12 protein-coding genes are annotated in these 19,687 nt (G+C 72.2%); 1 reads left to right on the top strand and 11 read right to left on the bottom strand.

Annotated features, from left to right (window positions below):
- From ABZS77_RS29145 to ABZS77_RS29175, 7 genes are all read right to left on the bottom strand, one after another.
- Positions 1-5,315 (bottom strand): amino acid adenylation domain-containing protein (locus ABZS77_RS29145; protein WP_354829436.1); only part of this gene is annotated, 5,315 nt, incomplete at its 3' end.
- A complete protein-coding gene (locus ABZS77_RS29150; protein WP_354829439.1) occupies positions 5,312-10,309 on the bottom strand; it encodes an amino acid adenylation domain-containing protein in 4,998 nt (1,665 codons plus the stop codon). The genes ABZS77_RS29145 and ABZS77_RS29150, both read right to left, overlap by 4 nt.
- A gap of 48 nt (positions 10,310-10,357) precedes the next feature.
- Complete coding sequence (locus ABZS77_RS29155) at positions 10,358-10,579, bottom strand: MbtH family NRPS accessory protein (protein ID WP_354829441.1); 222 nt, start codon at positions 10,577-10,579, stop codon at positions 10,358-10,360.
- A 232-nt stretch (positions 10,580-10,811) separates the two neighbouring features.
- A complete protein-coding gene (gene sbnA / locus ABZS77_RS29160) occupies positions 10,812-11,780 on the bottom strand; it encodes a 2,3-diaminopropionate biosynthesis protein SbnA (RefSeq protein WP_354829485.1) in 969 nt (322 codons plus the stop codon).
- A 212-nt stretch (positions 11,781-11,992) separates the two neighbouring features.
- On the bottom strand, positions 11,993-13,348 hold the full coding sequence (locus ABZS77_RS29165; protein WP_354829444.1) for a condensation domain-containing protein: 1,356 nt from the start codon (positions 13,346-13,348) through the stop codon (positions 11,993-11,995).
- Entirely contained in the window at positions 13,345-13,599 is a 255-nt protein-coding gene (locus tag ABZS77_RS29170; protein WP_354829447.1) for an acyl carrier protein, read from the bottom strand. Before ABZS77_RS29170 ends, ABZS77_RS29165 begins: the two co-directional genes overlap by 4 nt.
- A gap of 44 nt (positions 13,600-13,643) precedes the next feature.
- Complete coding sequence (locus ABZS77_RS29175) at positions 13,644-14,600, bottom strand: beta-ketoacyl-ACP synthase III (RefSeq protein ID WP_354829450.1); 957 nt, start codon at positions 14,598-14,600, stop codon at positions 13,644-13,646.
- A gap of 177 nt (positions 14,601-14,777) precedes the next feature.
- Here ABZS77_RS29175 and ABZS77_RS29180 point away from each other — a divergent pair, with 177 nt between their 5' ends.
- On the top strand, positions 14,778-15,665 hold the full coding sequence (locus ABZS77_RS29180) for an SDR family NAD(P)-dependent oxidoreductase (protein WP_354829453.1): 888 nt from the start codon (positions 14,778-14,780) through the stop codon (positions 15,663-15,665).
- On the opposite strand, the gene fabG is transcribed toward ABZS77_RS29180, so the two are convergent.
- From fabG to ABZS77_RS29200, 4 genes are all read right to left on the bottom strand, one after another.
- Positions 15,637-16,386, bottom strand: coding sequence for a 3-oxoacyl-ACP reductase FabG (fabG, locus tag ABZS77_RS29185; RefSeq protein WP_354829456.1), 750 nt, complete (start codon positions 16,384-16,386; stop codon positions 15,637-15,639). The genes ABZS77_RS29180 and fabG overlap by 29 nt on opposite strands.
- A complete protein-coding gene (locus ABZS77_RS29190; protein ID WP_354829459.1) occupies positions 16,383-16,847 on the bottom strand; it encodes a beta-hydroxyacyl-ACP dehydratase in 465 nt (154 codons plus the stop codon). The genes fabG and ABZS77_RS29190 overlap by 4 nt, the downstream gene beginning before the upstream one ends.
- Positions 16,847-17,215, bottom strand: coding sequence for a hypothetical protein (locus ABZS77_RS29195; RefSeq protein ID WP_354829462.1), 369 nt, complete (start codon positions 17,213-17,215; stop codon positions 16,847-16,849). Before ABZS77_RS29195 ends, ABZS77_RS29190 begins: the two co-directional genes overlap by 1 nt.
- A gap of 77 nt (positions 17,216-17,292) precedes the next feature.
- Positions 17,293-19,113, bottom strand: coding sequence for a BTAD domain-containing putative transcriptional regulator (locus tag ABZS77_RS29200; RefSeq protein WP_354829465.1), 1,821 nt, complete (start codon positions 19,111-19,113; stop codon positions 17,293-17,295).
- Positions 19,114-19,687: the final 574 nt, after the last annotated feature.

The raw sequence follows: 19,687 nt of genomic DNA on the forward strand, positions 1-19,687 counted from the left end.
AGATCCACATCCTGATCAACCATCAACACGCGCTGACCCACCACCAACGGCGCCCACAGATTCGGCACCTGCAAATCAAAAGCAACCGACGAGAAGACAGCACACCCGCCGACACCACGACCCGCCAACTCCACCGACGCCCACCGAACATGATTCGCCAGACCCCGATGCGTAACCTGCACACCCTTCGGCCGACCCGTCGACCCCGACGTGAAAATCACGTACGCCAAATCATCCAGATCAACCACACCCGGCAACACCACAGACGAATCCGCCGGGACGTGGTCCACCACCAGAACGTCGACGCCAGGCGCAAACCGATCCGCGTAGCGAGCCGAGGTCACCACACAGGACACACCCGCATCCGCCACCATCGAGCCGATCCGACCGGCCGGATACGTCGGGTCCAGCGGCACGAACGCCGCCCCCGCCTTCCACACCCCCAGCAGCGCCGCCACCAGATCGACACTCCGATCCAGCAGCACCCCCACCACCGAACCCCGACGGACACCCCGCGAGACCAGCCACGACCCCAACGCCACAGCCCGCGCGTCCACCTCGGCGAACGACACACCGTTGACCGCCTCGTTCGACGGCACCCGGGTGACCTGCTCCTCGAACCACCGCGGGACCGACCCCGACACCGGCTCGACCGTGCCGTCGCCATCGGCCAACACCACCGACACCTCACCCGCGGGCAGACACACCACCCGCGCGTCCCCGGCCGGGTCCGCCACCATCGCCTCCAGCACCACCCGGTACATCGCGCCGAGGCGGCGCAGGGCGTCGTGGCCGACGTTGCGCTGACTGGCCTGGAGGGTGAGGAAGCCGAGCCGGCTGAACACGCCGAGCGGGAACTCGGTGGGGCTGTCGTCGATGGACTCCGCGTAGTCGATGTCGTCGGCGTCGATCTGGTGGAAGTCGTGGAAGCTGAACCGCACGTCGAGCATGCGGGTGTCCTCGCCGACCTCCCGTTGCAGCGTGGACAGCGGGTAGCGCCGGTGCGGCCACAGCTCCACCTCGGCGGCGAAGGTCCGCTGGATCAGCTCCGACCAGGTGGCCGCCGGCCCGTCGTAGCCGACCGGCACGGTGTTGAGGTGCATGCCGTACACCCGGTCCGCGCCGGCCGCCTCGGGCCGGATGTTGCAGACCAGGCCGGTGTAGAACCGCTCCGCGCCGGTGAGCTGACTCATCACCTTGAGGTGCGCGGCCAGCATGACCGACTTGAACGGCACACCGAGGCGCCGGGCCAGGTCCCGCAGCGAGGCTTCGAGGTCCTGCACCGGCACCCAGTGCTCGTGCTTGGCGCCCTGCGGCGCGTCGGGGTCACCCCAGCCGGTGGGCAGGTCGTGACGGACCCGTCCGGCAAGCACGCCACGCCAGAACGCCCGGTCCTCGTCGCCGGTGACCGACAGCCGTTCGGCGGCGACGGCGTCGGCGAACCGCACCGAGGGGATCGGCTGCGGAGACAACGGCTCTCCGGCGCGGATCTGGTGGTACGCGCGGACCAATTCCATGATCAGCGAGTGGTAGCTCCAGCCGTCCAGGATCGGGTGGCACTCGGTGATGGTGAGCCACCAGCTGCCGTCCGCGCAGGTCCGGGCGTGCAGTCGCAGCAGCGACGGGCGATCGAGGTCGAACAGGTGGGCCCGCTCGACAGCGATGTGGGCGCGCAGCTCCCGGTCCAGCTCGCCCCGCTCGGTGGTGTGGGTGTGCTCGTGCGTGACGGCCAGCTCGGCGGTGGCGTGCACCAGTTGCATCGGCACCGAATAGCTGGTCAGGTCGAAGGAGGTGCGCAGCACCTCGTGACGGCGCACCAGCAGCGCCGCGGCGCCGCGCAGCGCGTCCAGGGAGAACTCCCCTTCGCCGCGAACCCGGTAGCTGGTCACGTTGTGGTAGGGGTTCTGCTCGCTGTCGGACAGCAGCTCGACGAGCATGCCGAGCTGTCCCTGGGTGCACGGGTAGGCGTCCACCACTCCGGCGGGCAGCAGGGCCCGGTCCGCCTCACCGACCAGCTCGAACGGGGCGACAGTGGGCTCCGGCTCGGTGGCGGGCCGCGCGGTGAGCAGTTCGGCCAGCTCGGCGACGGTACGCCGCTCGAAGATGTCCCGGACCTCCACGTCGAAGTGCGCCGACCGCAACGCGCCGGCCAGCGCCACCGCCCGGATGGAGTCGCCGCCGAGGTCGAAGAAGCCGTCCTGTACGCCCACCCGGTCCAGCCCGAGCGTGGCGGCCCAGACGTCGGCGAGCTGCTGCTCCACAGTGGTGCGCGGGGCCACATACGGCCTGTCGACGGCGACCACCGAACGGCCCGGGGCGGGCAGCGCGGCCTGGTCGAGCTTGCCGTTGACGGTGAGCGGGATCCGGGGCAGTGGCATGAACGCCGCCGGGACCATGTAGTCCGGCAGCGTCCGGCCCAGCGCGGCGCGCAGCTGCGAGGGGCGCAGCAGCGTCGAGGTGTCGTCGGCCACCAGGTAGGCGGTGAGCCGCTGGTCGCCCGGGTTGTCCTCGCGCAGCACCACCACCGCGTCCCGGACGCCGGGCAGGGCGGTCAGGGCGGCCTCGATCTCGCCCAGCTCCACCCGGTAGCCACGGATCTTGACCTGGTGGTCGATGCGTCCGACGAACTCCAGCCCTCCGTCGGCGTGCCGTCGGGCCAGGTCGCCGCTGCGGTACAGCCGCGAACCGGCCGGCCCCCACGGGTCCGGCACGAACCGCTGCGCGGTCAGGTCGGCGCGACCCAGGTAGCCGCGGGCGACACCGGGGCCGCCCACGTGGATCTCGCCGGGCACGCCGATCGGGACCGGCCGGCCGTCGGCGTCGAGCAGGTGGACCGTGAGGTCCGACAGGGGTACGCCGATCCGGCTGGCCGTGCCGCCCACCTCGGCGACGGCGACCCGGTGGTACGTGGTGTGCACGGTGGTCTCGGTGATCCCGTACATGTTGATCAGTTGCGGCGTGTCCACGCCACGGCTGGCCACCCAGGGCGTCAGCTCGGCGAAGTCCAGCTTCTCGCCGCCGAAGGTCACCACCCGCAGGGCGAGCTGGTCCACCCGGGGATCGCCCTCGGCGGCCAGCTGGACCAGCGCACGGAACGCCGTGGGCGTCTGGCAGAGCACCGTGACCCGCTGCGCGATCAGCTCGTCGAGGAGGTCCTGCGGGGATCGGGCCAGCTCGCGGGGCACCACGAGGAGCCGACCGCCGTGCAGGAGGCAACCCCAGATCTCCCAGACCGAGAAGTCGAAGGCGTACGAGTGCAGCAGCGTCCACACGTCGTGGGCGCCGAAGCGGTAGTCGCGGGCGGTGACGGTCAGCAGCCGCAGCACCTGCCGGTGGGCCACCGCGACGCCCTTGGGCCGACCGGTGGAGCCGGAGGTGTAGATGACGTAGCAGAGGTTGTCCACGTCCACCGGCACTGCCGGGTCGGTGGACGGTTGGGCGGCCAGTTCCCCGGCGAGCTCCGGGGCGTCCAGCAGCACGACGGTTCCGTCGAAGTCGGCGAACCGGTCACCGTGGGCGGTGGTGGTCAGCACGATCCGCGCGCCGGCGTCGCTGATCATGAAGTCGAGGCGGTCGTCCGGCGAGGCCGGGTCCAGGGGCAGGTACGCCGCACCGGACTTGAGCACGCCGAGCAGGGCGGGCACCAGTTCGGGGCCGTGGTCGAGGTGGACCCCGACCAGCCGCTCCGGGCCGGCGCCGTGGGCACGCAGCCAGTGGGCGAGCCGGTTGGCGTCGGCGTTCAGCTCGGCGTACCCGCGGGTGGTGTCGCCGACCGTCAGCGCCGCCGCGTCGGGGTGGGCGGCCGCGACCGCCTCGAAGACGCCGTGCACGGTGCCGGTGACCGGGTCGGCGGTGACCGGCGCCTGCGTCACCACGGCCAGCTCGGCCGGGCCGAGGATGGCCAGGTCGGAGAGTCGGGCCGTCGGGTCTGCCACCACCTGCCGCAGGAGCCGCACCAGGTGGTCGGCGGTCCGCTCGACGGTGGCCGTGTCGAACAGGGCCGTGGCGTACTCGATCCGGCCGCGCAGTCCGCCGTCGGCGCCCTCCATCATGTGCAGGGTCAAATCCACCTTGGACGTCCGCAGAGGCAGCTCGACCGGTTCCACGCTGAGGTCGCCGGGCCAGTCGACGGCGGGCGGCTCGGACTGGAGGGTGAACGCGACCTGGTAGAGCGGCGTCCGGGAGAGGTCACGCTCCGGCTCCAGCTCGTCGGCCAGCAGAGCGAACGGGGCATCGGTGTGGTCGAACGCGCCGAGCACGGTGTCGCGGGTCTGCTCCAGCAGGGCGGCGAACGACGAGTCACCACTCCAGCGGGTCCGCAGCACCAGGTTGTCGATGCCGTACCCGACGAGGTTGTGCAACTCCACGCGGCTGCGCGCGGACGACACCGTGCCCACGGCGAGGTCGGTCCGGCCGGTGTAGCGCGACAGCAGCACCTGGTAGGCGCTGAGCAGGGTGACGAAGACCGTGGTACCGGCGTCGCGGGCGATACCGCGCAGCGCGGCTGAGAGTTCGGCGGGCAGGGTGAACGGCACCGACGAGCCGCGCCAGTCCCGGTTCTTCGGCCTGGTCCGGTCGGCCGGCAGCTCCACCGGCGTCAGCCCGGCGAGTTGGTCGCGCCAGTAGTCGAGCGACCGGGCCACCGCATCGGCGCGCCGTCGGCCGCGCTGCCACGCGGCGAAGTCGGCGAACTGCACGGCGGGGACCGGCAGCCAGGGCTCGACGCCGGCCCGCAGGGCGGCGTACAGCTCGGCCAGCTCACCGGTGAGCACCGCGACCGACGGCGCGTCACAGGCGATGTGGTGCAGCACCAGGGCGAGGACGTGCTCGTCGGTGTCCAGCCGGACCAGCACGGCCCGCACAGGCCAGTCCTGGGCCAGGTCGAACCCGGTGAGCGCCGCGTCGGCGAGCACCGTGTCGAGCGCCGCCTCCCGCTCGGTGCCCGGTCGGTCGGTCAGGTCCACCACCGGCAGGTCGCGGCTCGCCGGAGGGTCGATCACCTGGACCGGAGTGGTGCCAGCGAGGGCGTAGCGGGTGCGGAGGATCTCGTGCCGGGCGACGAGGGCGTCGATCGCTCGACCCAGCGCGTCGGCGTCCAGTTGCCCGCGCAGCCGCAGCGCGCAGGAGACCAGGAACTCGGCGCTCGTCGGGTCCATCCGGTTGAGGAACCACATCTGCTGCTGGCCGTACGACAGTGGCAGCTCAGCCGAGCGGTCGACGGTCGGGATGCGGTCCCGCCGGCTGGTACGACGGCCGGCCAGGCGACGCTGGACGAGTTCTTCACGCAGGTTCGGCTCGTTGGCGATGCTGGTCATGCCGGGTACTCCTCAGATCGCGAAAGGTCGTGGGTGAGGTCGGCGGCGTCCAACGCGTCGACCTCCGCTCGGATCAGGTCTTCGACGGCGACCGCCTGGGCGCGCACCGTGGGGTGCTCGAACACCAGCCGGATCGGCAGGTCGAGGTCGAACTCCTCCTGCAACCCGGCGATCAGCCGCGCGGCGAGCACCGAGTGCCCGCCCAGGAGGAAGAAGTCGGTGGTCGCGCCGATCCGCCCGTCGAGCAGCTCCGCCCAGATCGCGGCGACCCGCTTCTCCACCACGGTCTGCGGTGCCACGAACTCGGTGGGGTCGGCGGCACCGTCGGCGAGCGCCGCGTCGAGCCTGCCGCGCAGGGCGTCCCGGTCCACCTTGCCGTTGGCGTTGAGCGGGATCCGCTCCACCGGCACGAACAGGCTCGGCACCATGAACTCCGGCAACTGCCGGGCGCAGTACGCGGCCAGGTCGGTGGCCTCGCCGAGGTAGAAGGCGACCAGGCGGTCCTGGTGGGCGAGGACCACGCAGTCGCGTACCCGTGGATGCCTGGCGACGACGGCGCTGATCTCGCCGGGTTCGATCCGGTAGCCGCGGACCTTGACCTGGTCGTCGGCCCGGCCGACGAAGGCCATCGTGCCGTCGGGCCGCCAGTGGCCCCGGTCGCCGCTGCGGTAGAGGCGGGTGCCCGGCGGGCCGTAGGGGTCGGGCAGGAAGCGTTCGGCGGTCAGCCCCGGCCGGCCGACATAGCCGGTGGCCAGGCACGCGCCACCGATGTACAGCTCACCGACGGCTCCGATCGGCAGCAGCCGCATCTCGTCGTCGAGGATCCGCACCACCGTGTTCGCCATCGGCCGGCCGATCGACACGATCTCGCTGGTCTGCGGCTCCACCACCGGATACGCCGACATGATCACGGTGGTTTCGGTCGGGCCGTAGGAGTTGATCAGGCCGCCGGGACCGAGCAGGTCGAGCCACCTGGTCGCCACCGGCCCGCGCAGCACCCCACCGGCCACCCAGAGCTGGCCGGCGAGCCGCTGCGCCTGCGCCGCGTCGACCTGCGCGGCGAGCAGCTCCAGGTGCGGGGGCGTCATGATGAAGCGGTCGTACGGGCCGGCGGCCAGCAGCAGCGCGCCGAGCTGGGTCAGGTCGAACTCCTGCGGCAGCAGCGTCACCGGTTGCCCGGCCACCAGCGGCCCCCAGAGGTTGGAGATCGACAGGTCGAAGGCGATGGTGGAGAAGAGCGGCGCCCCACCGCCGGTCGGGCGGCCTCCCCGATCGCCAAGCGCCTCGGTCTCCGTGGCGCAGGCCAGGAAGTTCGTGACCGCCGCGTGGGAGAGCAGCACCCCCTTGGGGCGGCCTGTCGATCCGGAGGTGAACAGCACGTACGCCGTCTGCGCCGGGTCGAGGTCACGAGCCGGCGCGGTGGGCGGTTCGGCGCTGACCATCAGCCGGTGGGTGTCCACCTGGAGGGTGGGCACCGCGAACCGGTCGGCGAACCGCGAGTCGGTGACGGCGAGGCCGACGCCCGCGGTGTCGAGCAGGTAGTCGATCCGCTCGGCCGGGTACGAGGGGTCCAGCGGAAGGCAGGCCGCGCCCGCCTTCCAGCAGCCGAGAATCGCGGCGACCAGGTCGGGTCCCCGCCCCAGCAGTACGGCGACCGTCGCGCCCGGTGCCACGGTGGACCGGCGCAGGTGGTTGGCGAAGCGGTTGGCCCGGTCGTCCAACTCCGCGTAGGTGGTGTGCGCGTGGCCGTGGCGCAACGCCACCGCCTGCGGTGTCGCCGCGCGGTGTGCCTCGAACAGGTCGACCACTGTGGTGGCGGGACGGGGCACCGTCGGCCCGTTCCATTCGTGCAGCAGCTCGTGCCGTTCCTCGGCCGAGAACGGGTCGAGCTGGTCCAGGCGGGCGTCCGGCTCGTCGGCGGCGGCACCCACCAGCCGGACGAAGTGGTCGGCGAGCCGTCGCACGGTTGCCTCGTCGAACAGCGCGGTGGCGTACTCCACGGCTCCGGCGAGCGTGCCGTCCGGCTGCGGCCACAGGTGCACGGTCAGGTCGGTCTTCGCCACTGTGGACGCTCGCCGCAGCGCTTCGATGGTGAGCGGGTCGTCGGCAATCCGGCCGGTGATCCCGCCCTCCTGGTAGTTCAGTGCCACCTGGTAGAGCGGGGTACGGGAGAGGTCCCGCTCGCCGACCAGGTCGTACACCACCCGGTCGAAGGGCAGGTCCTGGTGGGCCAGGGCGGCGACGGTCCGGTCGCGGACGTCCCGGACGGCCTGGGTGAAGCTGGACGCCGGGTCCAGAGTGCAGCGCAGCACCACCGGGTTGAGGAAGACCCCGGCGGTCTGGTCCAGCTCGGCGGGCCGGTGTCCCGAGGTGGGCGTGCCGATCGGCACGTCCCACTGCCCGGTGTAGCGGGCGAGGACCGTGGCGAAGCCGGTGAGCAGGGTCATGAACGGGCTTGCCGAGCAGCGCCGGCCCACCTCGGTCAGGGCGCCGGCGACGTCCGCCGCGACGGTGAAGCCAAGCATGCTGCCCTGCGCGTCCCGCCGGGCCGGGCGCGGACGGTCCAGCGGCAGCTCCAGCTGGGGCATCCCGGCGAGCGCCTCCCGCCAGTACGCCAACTCCCGTCCGACGAACTCGTCGGTGAGGTGCCGCTGCTGCCAGACCGCGTAGTCGGCGTACTGCACCGGCAGCTCCGGCAGGTCCGCCGGCCGGCCCCGCGCGGCGGCGTCGCACAACTCCCGCAGGTCCCGTTCGAGGACGTCCGCGGTGCCGGCGTCGGACGCGATGTGGTGCACGGCCAGCACCAGCAGGTGATCACGCCCGGCGGCGACGGCCAGCCCGGCCCGCCACAGCGGCCCGGTGCGCAGGTCGAAGCCCCGGCCGAGCTGTTCGGTGAGCAGGTCGGCCAGCCCGCCGTGGCTGACGTCGCGTACCTCCAGGTCGACGGTCCCCGGCGCCACCACCCGCTGGCGGGCCACGCCGTCGACCACCAGATAGCGGGTACGCAGCGGCTCGTGGCGTGCCTCGAGCGCGTGCAGGGCCGCCCGGACGTGGTCGGGATGGGTGGCGGCGGGCAGCCGTACGTGCACGGGGACGACCCATTCCTTGCTGCCCGGGTCGAGCTGGTCGAGCATCCAGAGTCGGTGCTGGGCGGCGGAGAGCGGCAGGGGCCGGTCGCGTCCCACCGGCAGCACCGGCACGTCCGCCGGGGTGGCCGCCTCCACCAGCCGGGCCTGCGCGGCCACGGTCGTGTGGGTGAGCAGGTCACGCAGCGTCACCGTGCCGCCGGCCCCCCGGAGCCGGCTCTCCAGCGTCAGCGTCACCAGTGAGGAGCCGCCGAGTTGGTAGAAGTCGTCGTCGACGCCGACGTGGTCGACGTCGAGCAGGTCCCGCCAGATGCCCGCGACCGTCCGTTCGGCGGCGGTCCGTGGTGGACGCGGCGCGGGCCGGTCCAGTGGGTCGACCGCCGGCAGGGCGGACCTGTCGATCTTGCCGCTGGCGGTGAGCGGGAACTCCGCCACCGGCTGGAACACGGCCGGCACCAGCGCCTCGGGCAGCCGGCCGACGCAGAACGCGCGCAGGGCCGCCGGATCGACCGACCGCCGCCCGGCGACGTACGCGGCGAGCTGCCGGCGACCGGCCGGATCGGTGTGCCCCACCACCACCGCCGCCTGGACGTCCGGGTGGGCGGCGAGCACCGCCTCCACCTCCGCCGGTTCGATCCGTACACCGTTGACCTTGAGTTGGTGGTCGGCTCGACCGACGAACTCCAGGCTCCGGTCACCGCGCCACCGGACCTGGTCGCCGGTGCGGTACAGGCGGGCGCCGGGCGGCCCGTACTCGTCGGGCACGAACCGCTCGGCGGTCAGATCCGGCCGGTGCAGATAGCCCCGGCCCAGGTTGGCCCCACCGACATAGAGTTCGCCGACCACGCCCACCGGCACCGGTCGCCGGTCGGCGTCGAGCACCTGGACGCGGACGTCGGGCAGCGGACGTCCGATCGGCACCGGCCCGGTCGGCTGTGCCGTGTCCACCGGGTGGGCGGTCACGTCGATGGCGCACTCGGTGGGGCCGTAGGTGTTCCACACCCGCACGTCGGGCGTGACCGCCAGCCGCCGGCACAGGTCGGCGTGCAACGGCTCCCCGGCCGAGAAGACCAGCCGCAGACTTGTGCAGTCCGCCCAGCCGGGCTGGTCGACCAGCCGACCGAACACCGACGGCACTCCCTGAAGGACGGTGATCCGGTGCCGGACGACCGCGGCGACCAGGGCGGCGGGATCGCGGTGCGCCCCGTCCGGGGCGAGCACGACGGTGCCGCCGCTGGCCAGCGGGGCGAAGAACTCCCAGCCCGCCGCGTCGAAACTGACCGAGGTCTTCTGCAGCACCCGGTCGCCGGGGCCGAGGCCGTGCTCCCGGATCGTCCAGGTCACCCGGTTGCCGATTCCGCGGTGGGTGATCAGCACTCCCTTGGGCTGGCCGGTGGACCCGGAGGTGTAGATGGCGTACGCCACCGAGTCCGGGTCGGGTGACGGCACCGCGGCGGTGGCCGGGCAGGCCGCGATCCGCGCCCGGTCGGCGTCCAGGCAGACCACCTGGCCGGGCGTCGCCTCGTCGCGCAGCGCGTCGCGGGTGAGCAGCACCCCGGCCCCGCTGTCGGCGAGGAGTCGCCGCCGCCGCTCGGCGGGGTGGGTCGGGTCCAGCGGCAGGTACGCGGCACCGGCACGCCACACTCCCAGCAACGCGACCACGAGGTCGACGCCGCGGTCCAGGTTGACCGCGACCAGCGATTCCGGACCGACGCCCAGCTCGGCCAGGTACCGCCCGAGCTGGTTGGCCCGCCGGTCCAGCCCGGCGTAGTCCAGCCCCTCGGTGTCGCCGCTCACCGCGATCGCGGTGGGGGTCAGCGTGGCCTGCCGGGCGATCAGCTCGGACAACGTGCCCGACCCGTGGGTGACGGCTGCGGCTACGGGCGCCGCTGGCGGAACGATGCTCATGGTGCTCCTCCGGGGGGCCGGGCGCGGGCGTGGGATCGGATCAGGTGGTCAGGCCGTGGCCTGGGACTCCATGGCCTGGGACTCCATGCGCTGGCGCAGGCTCAGCGGCCGCATGTCGGTCCAGATCTCGTCGATGCGGGCCAGGCACTCGTCGCGGGTGCCCTCGGTGCCCTCGGCACGCCAGCCGGCGGGCAGATCCCGGTCGGTCCACCAGACCGAGTACTGCTCCTCGTCGTTGAGCACCACTCGGTAGCTGCGGTTGTCGGTCATTGCCACTCCTTCAGGGATCCGGTGGACGCCACGGTGGCGTCCACCACGGGTAGGAAGTCGTCGACGCGTACGCCCGGGCGCCGCCGTTCGGCGGTGGCGCGGACGTGCCCGGCGAGCGCGAGACCGGGTCGTCGACCATGCCGTGCGCGGTCAGCAGCCCTTCGGGGAGCAGGTCGAGGTGGGGCTCGGTGGTGGCGATCGAGGGGGTCCCCCACGACGGCCCGCCCGATGATCAGCACTCGGCGTCCTTCCACAGGTGGGTGATCTCCCCGAAATGCCGGGAAACCCATTGATCCGAATAGATCGTGTCGAGGTATCGGTCGCCGTTGTCGGGCAGGATCAGCACCGCCGTGGTGCCCGCCGGGATGCCGGCCATCCGGCGCCGCAGCGCGGCCACAGTGGCACCGGACGACCCGCCGGCGAGGATGGCCTCCCGGTGCAGCAGCAGCCGGCAACCGACCACGCAGTCCAGGTCGGAGACGTGCATGATCTCGTCCGGTGTGGCGTCGGCGGCCAGGGGCGGCACGACCGAGGCGCCGTGCCCGGGAATCAACCGGGCCGCCGGCTCGCCGCCGAAGATGGCGCTGCCCACCGCGTCCACCGCCACCACCCGCGTGGAGAGCCCGTGCTCGCGCAGGTAGCCGACACAGCCGACGAGCGTCCCGCAGGTGCCGGTGGAACAGAACAGATAGTCGATCCGCCCGTCGAGCGTGGCCACGATCTCGGCCATCGTCTGCCGTTGCGCCACGGCGTTGAGCGGGTTGGCGTACTGGTCGGGGCGGTACGCGTACGGGACCTGCTCGCACAGCTCGCGGACGCGGCGCTGCCGGGCCGGCAGGTACTCCCCGGTGACCGGGTCGGGGTGCTCGACCATCTCGATCTCCGCGCGGTACGCGGTCAGGATCGCGAGGTTCTGCCGGGTGGTCTTCGGGTCGACCACGCAGATGAACCGGATCGCGTGGTACGCGCAGAACTGCGCGAGGCCGATGGCGAGATTGCCCGAGCTGGACTCGACGACCACCGATCGGCCGGGCACCAGCTCACCGGACTCGACCTTGGCGCGCAGCATGCTCAGCGCGGTGCGGTCCTTGATGCTGCCGCCGGGATTGAAGCGTTCGAGCTTGACGAACAACCGGGAGGGGAACTCCGGAAACAACCGGACCAGCTGTACCAGCGGTGTGTTCCCGACCGTCGAGAGAATGCCCTCGCGCACCGTTCCTCCCTCCACATGTGACCTCCGACCAACGCCACGACGTTGTCAATCAGCGCTATACCGCCCCTATACCGGCGCCTGGGTTGCCGCCGGGCCTGGACCCGACCGGCGACGGGGGTCGCGCCGGTCGGGTCCGGCCCGTGCGGCGGGCGCACCGTCCCGGTGGCGCCAGGGGCGCCACGGGGCCACGCCGCACCGGTCTATCGGGTGCCGAACGCCAGCAGTTCGCGCAGTTCCGCCCGGTCGACCATCGGTGCCAGGGACACCACCGTCTCCGGCCTCGTGCAGGCCACCCGCAGCATCTGGAGGAAGTGCCCGGCCAGCCGCTGCACGGTCGCCTCGTCGAACAGGTCGCGGTCGTAGCCGAACTCCGCCTGGAGCCGGCCGTCCTGGTACCGGGTGAGGGTCGCCGACAGGTCGAACTGGCCCTCGTCGTACGGGATGTCGAGCAGCCGGATCCGGTGCCCGGCGAACGCGTGCCGCTCGGTGGTGTAGTTGTCCCCGTGCTGGTGAACCAGGAGGGTGACGGTCACCCGCACCGGCGGTTCGTGGTTACGCCGGCCCGATCGCAGCAGCGGGAACGGATAGGCGGCGTGGGCCACCGCGTCGGTCAACTGTCGGCCCGCCGCGGTGATCGCCGTGGCGAAGGTGGTGTCCGCGTCGAACGATCCCCGCAACGCGATCGTGTTGATCAACATGCCGACCACACCGCGCAGCGCCCGTCCCCGGCGCAGCGACGCCGGACAACCGACGGTGAACTCCCCCAGACCCGTGTAGCGGTACATCGTCGCCTGGAAGGCGGCGAGCACGACGGCGTACGGCGTCACACCGGCCGCCGCCGCGGTCTCCCGCAGCCGGCCGGCGAGGTCGTCCGGAAGTTCCTGACTGAACGCGCCGCCGCGGAACGAACGCACCGCCGGACGGGGCCGGTCGGTCGGCAGGGTGGCGGCCGTGGCACCGTCGCAGACCTGATCCCAGTAGGCGCGCAGCCGCTCGTGGCGCTCGCCGGACAGCGCCGCCCGCTCCCGGGCCAGGAAGTCGTCGTAGCCGCCGGAGACCGGCGGCAACTCCACCGCCCGCCCGGCGTGCAGTGCCCCGTACGCGGCGTCCAACTCCTGCCAGACGATCCGCTGCGAGTGGAAGTCGGTGGCGATGTGGTGAATCACCACCACCAGTACGCAGTCGGTGCGCCGCAGCAGCAGCGCCACCCGCATCGGACCGTCCTGCGCCAGCCGTAGCGGCTGGTCGCCGAACTCCTGGCAGCGGCGCAACAGCCCGTCGTCGTCCAGGTCGGGAACATCGTGGACCTCGACCTCGCACTCGAGGTCGGGATCGACGATCCGCACCGGCCCCTGGTCGGTCTCCGCGAACCGGGACCGGAGCAGGTCGTGCCGTGACCGCACCACCGCCACCGCCCGGCGTACGAGGTCGGGGTCGAGCCGTGGTTCGACGTGCAGCCCGTGGACCACGTTGCTGGCCGGGCTGTCCGGGGCCAGCCGGTGGACCAGCCACAGCGCCCGCTGCCCGACCGACAACTCCCGGACGTCCTCGGTCACCCCGCGGACCGGGCGGAGAGGACGAAGTCGCTGAGATCCTGGACCTTGGCGAAGCTGCCGACCTTCTCGTCCGGCACCTCGATGTCGAAGTGGTTCTCCACGGCGGCGAGCAGGTCGACGAGCTTGAGGCTGTCCAGCCCGAGGTCGACGAACGTGTCGCTGGCGTTGATCTCCCGGTCGACGTCCTCGGTCATCAGCTTGCGCGTGAGCGAGACAACGTCGAGGGACACCTGGTTCACGGTCATCGTCATGGTGCTTGTCCTTTCGTAGGAAGGGAGATCTTGATCGAAGTGGGTCAGGGCATCCGGATGATCTGACCGGCGTAGGCGAGTCCCGCCCCGAAGCCCAGGAGCATCACGCGGTCGCCCGGGGTGGTCCGACCGCTCTCGTGCAGCCGGCTGAGCGCCAGCGGCACCGACGCGGCCGAGGTGTTGCCGGTGTCGACGATGTCCTTGGCGACCTTCTCGTCCGGGATCTGGAGGATCTCGGCCAGCTGATCGACGATGCGGAGGTTCGCCTGGTGCGGCACGAACCAGTCGATGTCCGACAGCTCGATGCCGGCGAAGGCGCACACCTTGCGGGCCACCCTCGGCACGTTCTTCGTCGACCAGCGGTAAACCAGGGGTCCGTCCATCTTGGCGAACTCGCGGCCGTTGGCGTCCCACTTGGTGCCGAGGATGTCGGCCCGCGAGCCGTCGCTGCCCCACACGGTGGGGCTGATCCCGTCGACCTCCGAGGGGGAGACCACAGCGGCACCCGCACCGTCGCCGAAGATGACGTACGTCGCCGGGTCCTCCGGGTCGATGAATCGGCTGAGTTGTTCGGCACCGACGACGAGCACGTTGCGGGCGTTGCCCATCCGGATCTCGTTCGACGCGAGCCCGATCGAGTAGGCGAAGCCGGCGCAGGCGGCGTTCAGGTCGAACGCCCCGGTGGCGGTGATGCCGATCCGGCTGGCCACCTCTGGCGCCCCGCCCGGGATGCGGTCCTTCTTCGTCGCCGAGGCGAGGATGACCAGGTCCACCTCGGCCGGGTCGACGTTGGCCATGGCCAGCGCCTTGCCTCCGGCCTCGGCGGCCATCATCGTGACGGATTCCTCCGGGCCGGACCGGTAGCGCGACCGGATGCCGGTCCGCTCCTCGATCCACTCCGGAGTCACGCCGGCTTCCTCGGAGATCTCCTCGTTGGTGATCAGTCTGTTCGGCCGGTACGCCCCGAGCCCGGTGATTGCCGCGCCTGTCATCTGTGCCATCGCCTCCTCCGCACCACGCTGGTCGGCGTCCTGGTGGCACCGTCCGGAGGCAGTGTTCGGCGGGGCTCTCATAACTTCTCTACATCGCGTCCGGTATGGAAAAGAGATAGCCCGGCCCCGGACCGTACGGCGGACGTGTGCCGCCGCAGGCGGCACGCCGATTCCGAGGGGGCGCGCATGGAGGAGTTCCGATCGAAGGTCGCGGTCGTCACCGGTGCGGGTTCGGGCATCGGTCGGGCGCTGGCGGTCGAGTTGGCCGCGCGGGGCGCCCGCCTGGCCCTCTCCGACGCGGCGGCCGAGGGCCTGGCGCAGACCGCCGCGAGCTGCGCCGAACGGGCGGCCGAGGTCCGCACCTACCGGCTCGACGTCACCGACAGGCTGGCGGTGCGGGCCCACGCCAAGGAGGTACGCGCCGACTTCGGCGGCGCCGACCTGGTGATCAACAATGCCGGGGTGACCCTGCTGGCCTCGATCACCGAGGCCGAGTGGGACGACATGCGGTGGGTGCTGGACGTCGACTTCTGGGGCGTGGTGCACGGCACCCAGGCGTTCCTGCCGCTACTCGTCGCCTCCCGGGGACACCTGGTGAACATGTCCAGCATGTACGGGCTCGTCGCGGCGCCCGCGCAGAGCGCGTACAACGCGGCCAAGTTCGCCGTCCGGGGTTTCACCGAGGCGGTACTCCAGGAGATGCGGGTCGGCGACGTGCCGGTACGGGTCAGCTGCGTCTACCCGGGCACGGTGCGGACCGACATCTTCCACAACGCCCGGGTCGCGAAGGGGCTCGGCTACGGCGGGATCCGGCAGCGCTACGCCCGGGAGGCGACGACCTCGGCCGAGCAGGCCGCCCGGATCATCCTGCGCGGGATCCGCCGCAACCGGGTGAAGATCATCGTCGGTGCGGACGCCCGCCGGGTCGACCTGCTCACCCGGTTGCTCGGCACCGCCTATCCGCGGATCACCGCGCACCGGGCCCGGGCACAGGCGAGCCAGGCCCGCCTGGAGGCCATGCGGGCCCGGCTCGCGGCACAGCGGGTCAGAACGTCAGACCACCGTCAACCGTGACGACCTGCCCGGTCAGGTAGGAGGCCCGCTCCGAGAGCAGGAACGTCACCACCGGGGCGACCTCCTCCACCTGGCCGAGCCGGCCGAGCGCGGTCCGCTGCTGCACGCCCGTGGCCAGCCCGGCCGGCAGGTCGTTCAGCATGTCGGTCTCGATGAAACCCGGCGCCACGGCGTTGACCCGGATGCCGTACGGGCCGACCTCCTTCGCCAGCGCCTTGGTGAAGCCGATGATGCCGGCCTTCGAGGCCGAGTAGTTGGTCTGACCGGGGCTGCCGGTGATGCCCGCCACCGAGGAGACCGCGACGATGGCGCCGCCGCGACGCCGCATCATCCGGCGGATCGCCGCCCGGCACACGTTGTAGACACCCCCGAGGTTGACGTCGATCACCGACTGCCAGTCCCCGTCGGCCATCATGGCCAGCGGCCGGTCACGGATGATCCCGGCGACGGTCACCACCGCGGCGATCCCGCCCAGGTCCCGCTCCACCTCGGTGACGAAGTCCCGCACCTGGGCGGCGTCGGCGACGTCCACCTGCCGGGCCAGCACCCGGGCACCACCGACCTCCAGCACCTCCGCGGCCACCTTCTCGGCGGCCTCCCGGTTGCTCTGGTAGCAGAAGGCCACGTCGTACCCGTCCGCGGCGAGCTGCCGGACCACGGCCCGGCCGATCCCTCGGGACCCGCCACTGACCAGGGCGACCGGTCGTCGGATCTCACTCATGTCGACTCCTTGACGTCGGAGACCCCGGCCAGGACGGCGGGGCGAAGCGCGGCCGCCGGGCGCACCGCGCCGACCAGACGACCGACCTGCATGACCACCTCGGTGCCGACCACGCTCTCGCCCCGCACGAACCCCGTGTCGGCGATAAGCCGGATCAGTTCGACCCGGTGCTCGACCGTCTCGCCCGGCAGCACCGGCCGGCCGAAGCGGATCCCCTCGAAGGCGCCCGCGATCGGCACCCCGTCGGCCAGCACGTCGGGCATCGGCCGGTCGTGCCTGATCAGCACGAGCGCGGCCTGCCCCCACGACTCCAACAGCAGCACGGCGGGCAGCGGCCGGGGCCCGGTCACGGTGTAGCTGCCCAGCAGCCGGCGCCGGGGCACCAGTTCACCGACCCGGTCGACCAGGAGCATCGGCGGGCGGTGCGGGATGAGCCGCCGGATGTCGTCGCGGTCGAGCATCAACCGTGTCCTTCCTGGTAGCGCAGCAGCACCTCGGCGGCCGGCGCACCCGACACGGTGACCGCGCCCCGGTGGAGCCCGCCGTCGTACCGGATGGTGACGACCAACTCGTCGTCGAGATCGATCGTTCGCAGGAACCGGCAGGACACCAGCTCGGCGAGGATCGCCGACGGCATCGCCGCGAGGACGGCGCGGTGCACGTACTCGACGATGTAGACGCCGGGCAGCAGAGGGAAGCCGGGATAGTGCCCGGCGAAGACCGGGTCGTCCCGGTCGGGCCGGACGCGGGCGACGATCTCGTCCCCGCTGGCGTGGTCGAGATCGATCCGCGCGCTGGTCGCGCACTCGGGCGGGATCAGGATGGTCACGTCCTGACCGTGCCGGTACCAGCTATATCTTCTCCATACGCCGGCCGGCGCGCGCACCACGCAATCCGCCGGAGCGGCTAGGCGCACAACGCGGACCCGGTGGTCACCGTGCGGTGGTCCACCGGGTCGGCCTTCTCCCGCGCGAAGACGCGGACCAGGTCGTGGAAGCGGTGTCGCTGCCGCCGACCGCCGTCCGAGCCCGCGATCTCCAGCAGCCGGGCGTCGACCAGGCTCTCGGCCACCTCCTCCCCCACCCGCGGCGTCACGCCGAGCACGCGCGCGGCGGCCCCGATCGGGAGTTCGGCGGTTCTCAGCAGTGCCAGCCGGCGCAACGCGACCTGACTGTCGGTCGCAAGCTCCTGATAGCTGCCCTCGATGCGGGCCCGCACGTCCAGCGTCCCGAGCCGCAGCTCGTTGAGCCGGAACCGTTCGTCGGCCAGCCGCTGCGCGAGGTAGCGCAGGGACCAGTGCGGCCGCGCGATGAGCCGCGCCGCCGCCACCCGGATGCCGATCGAGAGCCGCCCGCACAACTGCACGATCCGGTGTGCGGCGCCGGGCTCGGCGGCCACCCGCCGCGGGCCGACGATCGCGGCGAACATCTCCAGCGCCTGCGCCGGATCGAGGATGCCCACCTCGACGCGGGTGACACCGGGCAGCTCGGAGAGACGACCGCGGCAGGTCAGGATCACCCGGCAGGACGGATCACCGGGCAACAGCGGGCGGACCTGCGCGTAGTTGGCGGAGTTGTCGAGCACCACAAGCACCCGACGACCGGCCAACTGGCTGCGGTAGAGGCACTCGCGCTCGTCCAGGCGCCTCGGGATGGCCTCCTCGGCGTTGCCCAGACTCCGGAGGAACCAGCCCAGCACGTCACCCGGGTCGGTGGAGTTGCCCCGGGTGCCGCCGAGGTCGGCGTAGAGCTGCCCGTCCGGGAACTCGCCACGGCACAGGTGCGCGGCCCGCAGCGCCAGCGCCGACTTGCCGACGCCGGCCATCCCGGTCAGCAGCGTCCGCTGCGGGGCGGACCCGGACGTCTCGGCGAGCAGGCCGGCCACCTCCCGCAGCTCCTGCTCCCGGCCGCAGAAGTCCTGCGCCCCGGGTGGCAGCATCGCCGGCCGGACGTCACGCCAGCCCGGTCCGGTCCGTGGTCCGACCGCGACGTCGCGCGTTCCGGGGCCGGCGAGCACCGCCCGGTACGCCTCGGCCAGCGCCGGTCCCGGATCGGCCCCCAACTCGTCGGCGAGCACCCGCCGACCCTCGTGGTAGACGGCCAGCGCGTCGGCCTGACGGTCGCAGCGCAGCAGCGCCGTCATCAGATGGCTGCGCAGTTGCTCGTGCAGCGGCTGCGCGGCGACCAGGTCGCTCAGCTCCACGACCAGCTCAGCCTGCCGGCCCAGCATCAGGTCGACAGTGATGCGATCCTCCAGGACCGCCATCCGCACCTCCGCCATCCGGGGCGACTCCGCCTCGACGAGGTGGTCGGTGACGTTGGCGAGCGTCGTCCCGCGCCACAGCGCCAACGCCCCGTGCAGTTCCTGCGCGGCCACCTCGTGCCGACCGGAGCGCAGTGCGTCCCGACCCGACCCGGCCATCCGCTCGAACTCGTCGAGGTCGAGCCGGCTGTCCCCCATCCGCAACAGGTAGCCGGACCACTGCCGGACGATCTCCACCTCGTCGCCGAGATACTTGCGCAGGCGGGAGACGTAGTTGTAGAGCTGGGCGGCGAACGTAGCCGGTGGGTGTTCGTCCCACAGCAGCTGGCAGAGTCGCGTGTCGGAGACGATTCGCCCCCGGGCGAGCAACAGGACGGCCAGGACGGTGCGCTGCTTGGCACCGTCCAACGGGACCTCACCGCCGTCGCGCCAGGCGCTCACCGGCCCCAGTACGCGAAACTCCACAGTTGCTCCGATCAGGTCGGCCCATCGAACAGTCGGAGAGTCGACCACCCTCGCGCGTCGACGCATCGGTGCCGGGCACCCAAGTTCCGTCGTCCCGTACCGACGTCATGTCGCCGCCCCACCGACACCGGACCCCGGTCACCGCCCTGCGGGTGGTCATCACCGACTGTCGTCCGGGCAGCACCGGAGTGTGCGCGATCCGCGCCGAGCAGCCAGGTCGACAAGAATTTGGGTGGATCCCACGCATGAGTTACCCGCCTCCGCTTGGCACCCTCGATTCGATGAACACCACGGACGTCGACGGGTCACCCGGCCTCGCTCCGGCCGAGTCGCCCCGACTCCGCCGGGGCTGGTGGGCGCGGGGTCTGGCGCTGCACGAGCGGGTGACCGTCGGCGGCGGCACCCACCCGGTGGACGCCGTGCGGCTCGGGCAGGCGCGGCGGCGGCTGGGGCTGTGGCGGGCCGAGGGCGGCCCGGAGCTGGACGCCCTGCTGGGCGGGCTGGACGTCGACGAGAAACGGTTGCTCACGTTCCTCGCCGAGGAGGACGGGCACCTCGCCGCGCGGGTCGACAC

Origin of the sequence: Micromonospora sp. NPDC005298 (genome assembly GCF_040607375.1) — a bacterium.
Lineage (GTDB): Bacteria > Actinomycetota > Actinomycetes > Mycobacteriales > Micromonosporaceae > Micromonospora.

Coding starts and splice junctions, on each gene's coding strand:
- ABZS77_RS29190 (WP_354829459.1), bottom strand. CDS start 16,847: ATGCTCGACCGCGACGACATCCGGCGGCTCATCCCGCACCGCCCGCCG.
- ABZS77_RS29180 (WP_354829453.1), top strand. CDS start 14,778: ATGGAGGAGTTCCGATCGAAGGTCGCGGTCGTCACCGGTGCGGGTTCG.
- ABZS77_RS29175 (WP_354829450.1), bottom strand. CDS start 14,600: ATGGCACAGATGACAGGCGCGGCAATCACCGGGCTCGGGGCGTACCGG.
- ABZS77_RS29155 (WP_354829441.1), bottom strand. CDS start 10,579: ATGACCGACAACCGCAGCTACCGAGTGGTGCTCAACGACGAGGAGCAG.
- fabG (WP_354829456.1), bottom strand. CDS start 16,386: ATGAGTGAGATCCGACGACCGGTCGCCCTGGTCAGTGGCGGGTCCCGA.
- ABZS77_RS29150 (WP_354829439.1), bottom strand. CDS start 10,309: ATGAGCATCGTTCCGCCAGCGGCGCCCGTAGCCGCAGCCGTCACCCAC.
- ABZS77_RS29170 (WP_354829447.1), bottom strand. CDS start 13,599: ATGACGATGACCGTGAACCAGGTGTCCCTCGACGTTGTCTCGCTCACG.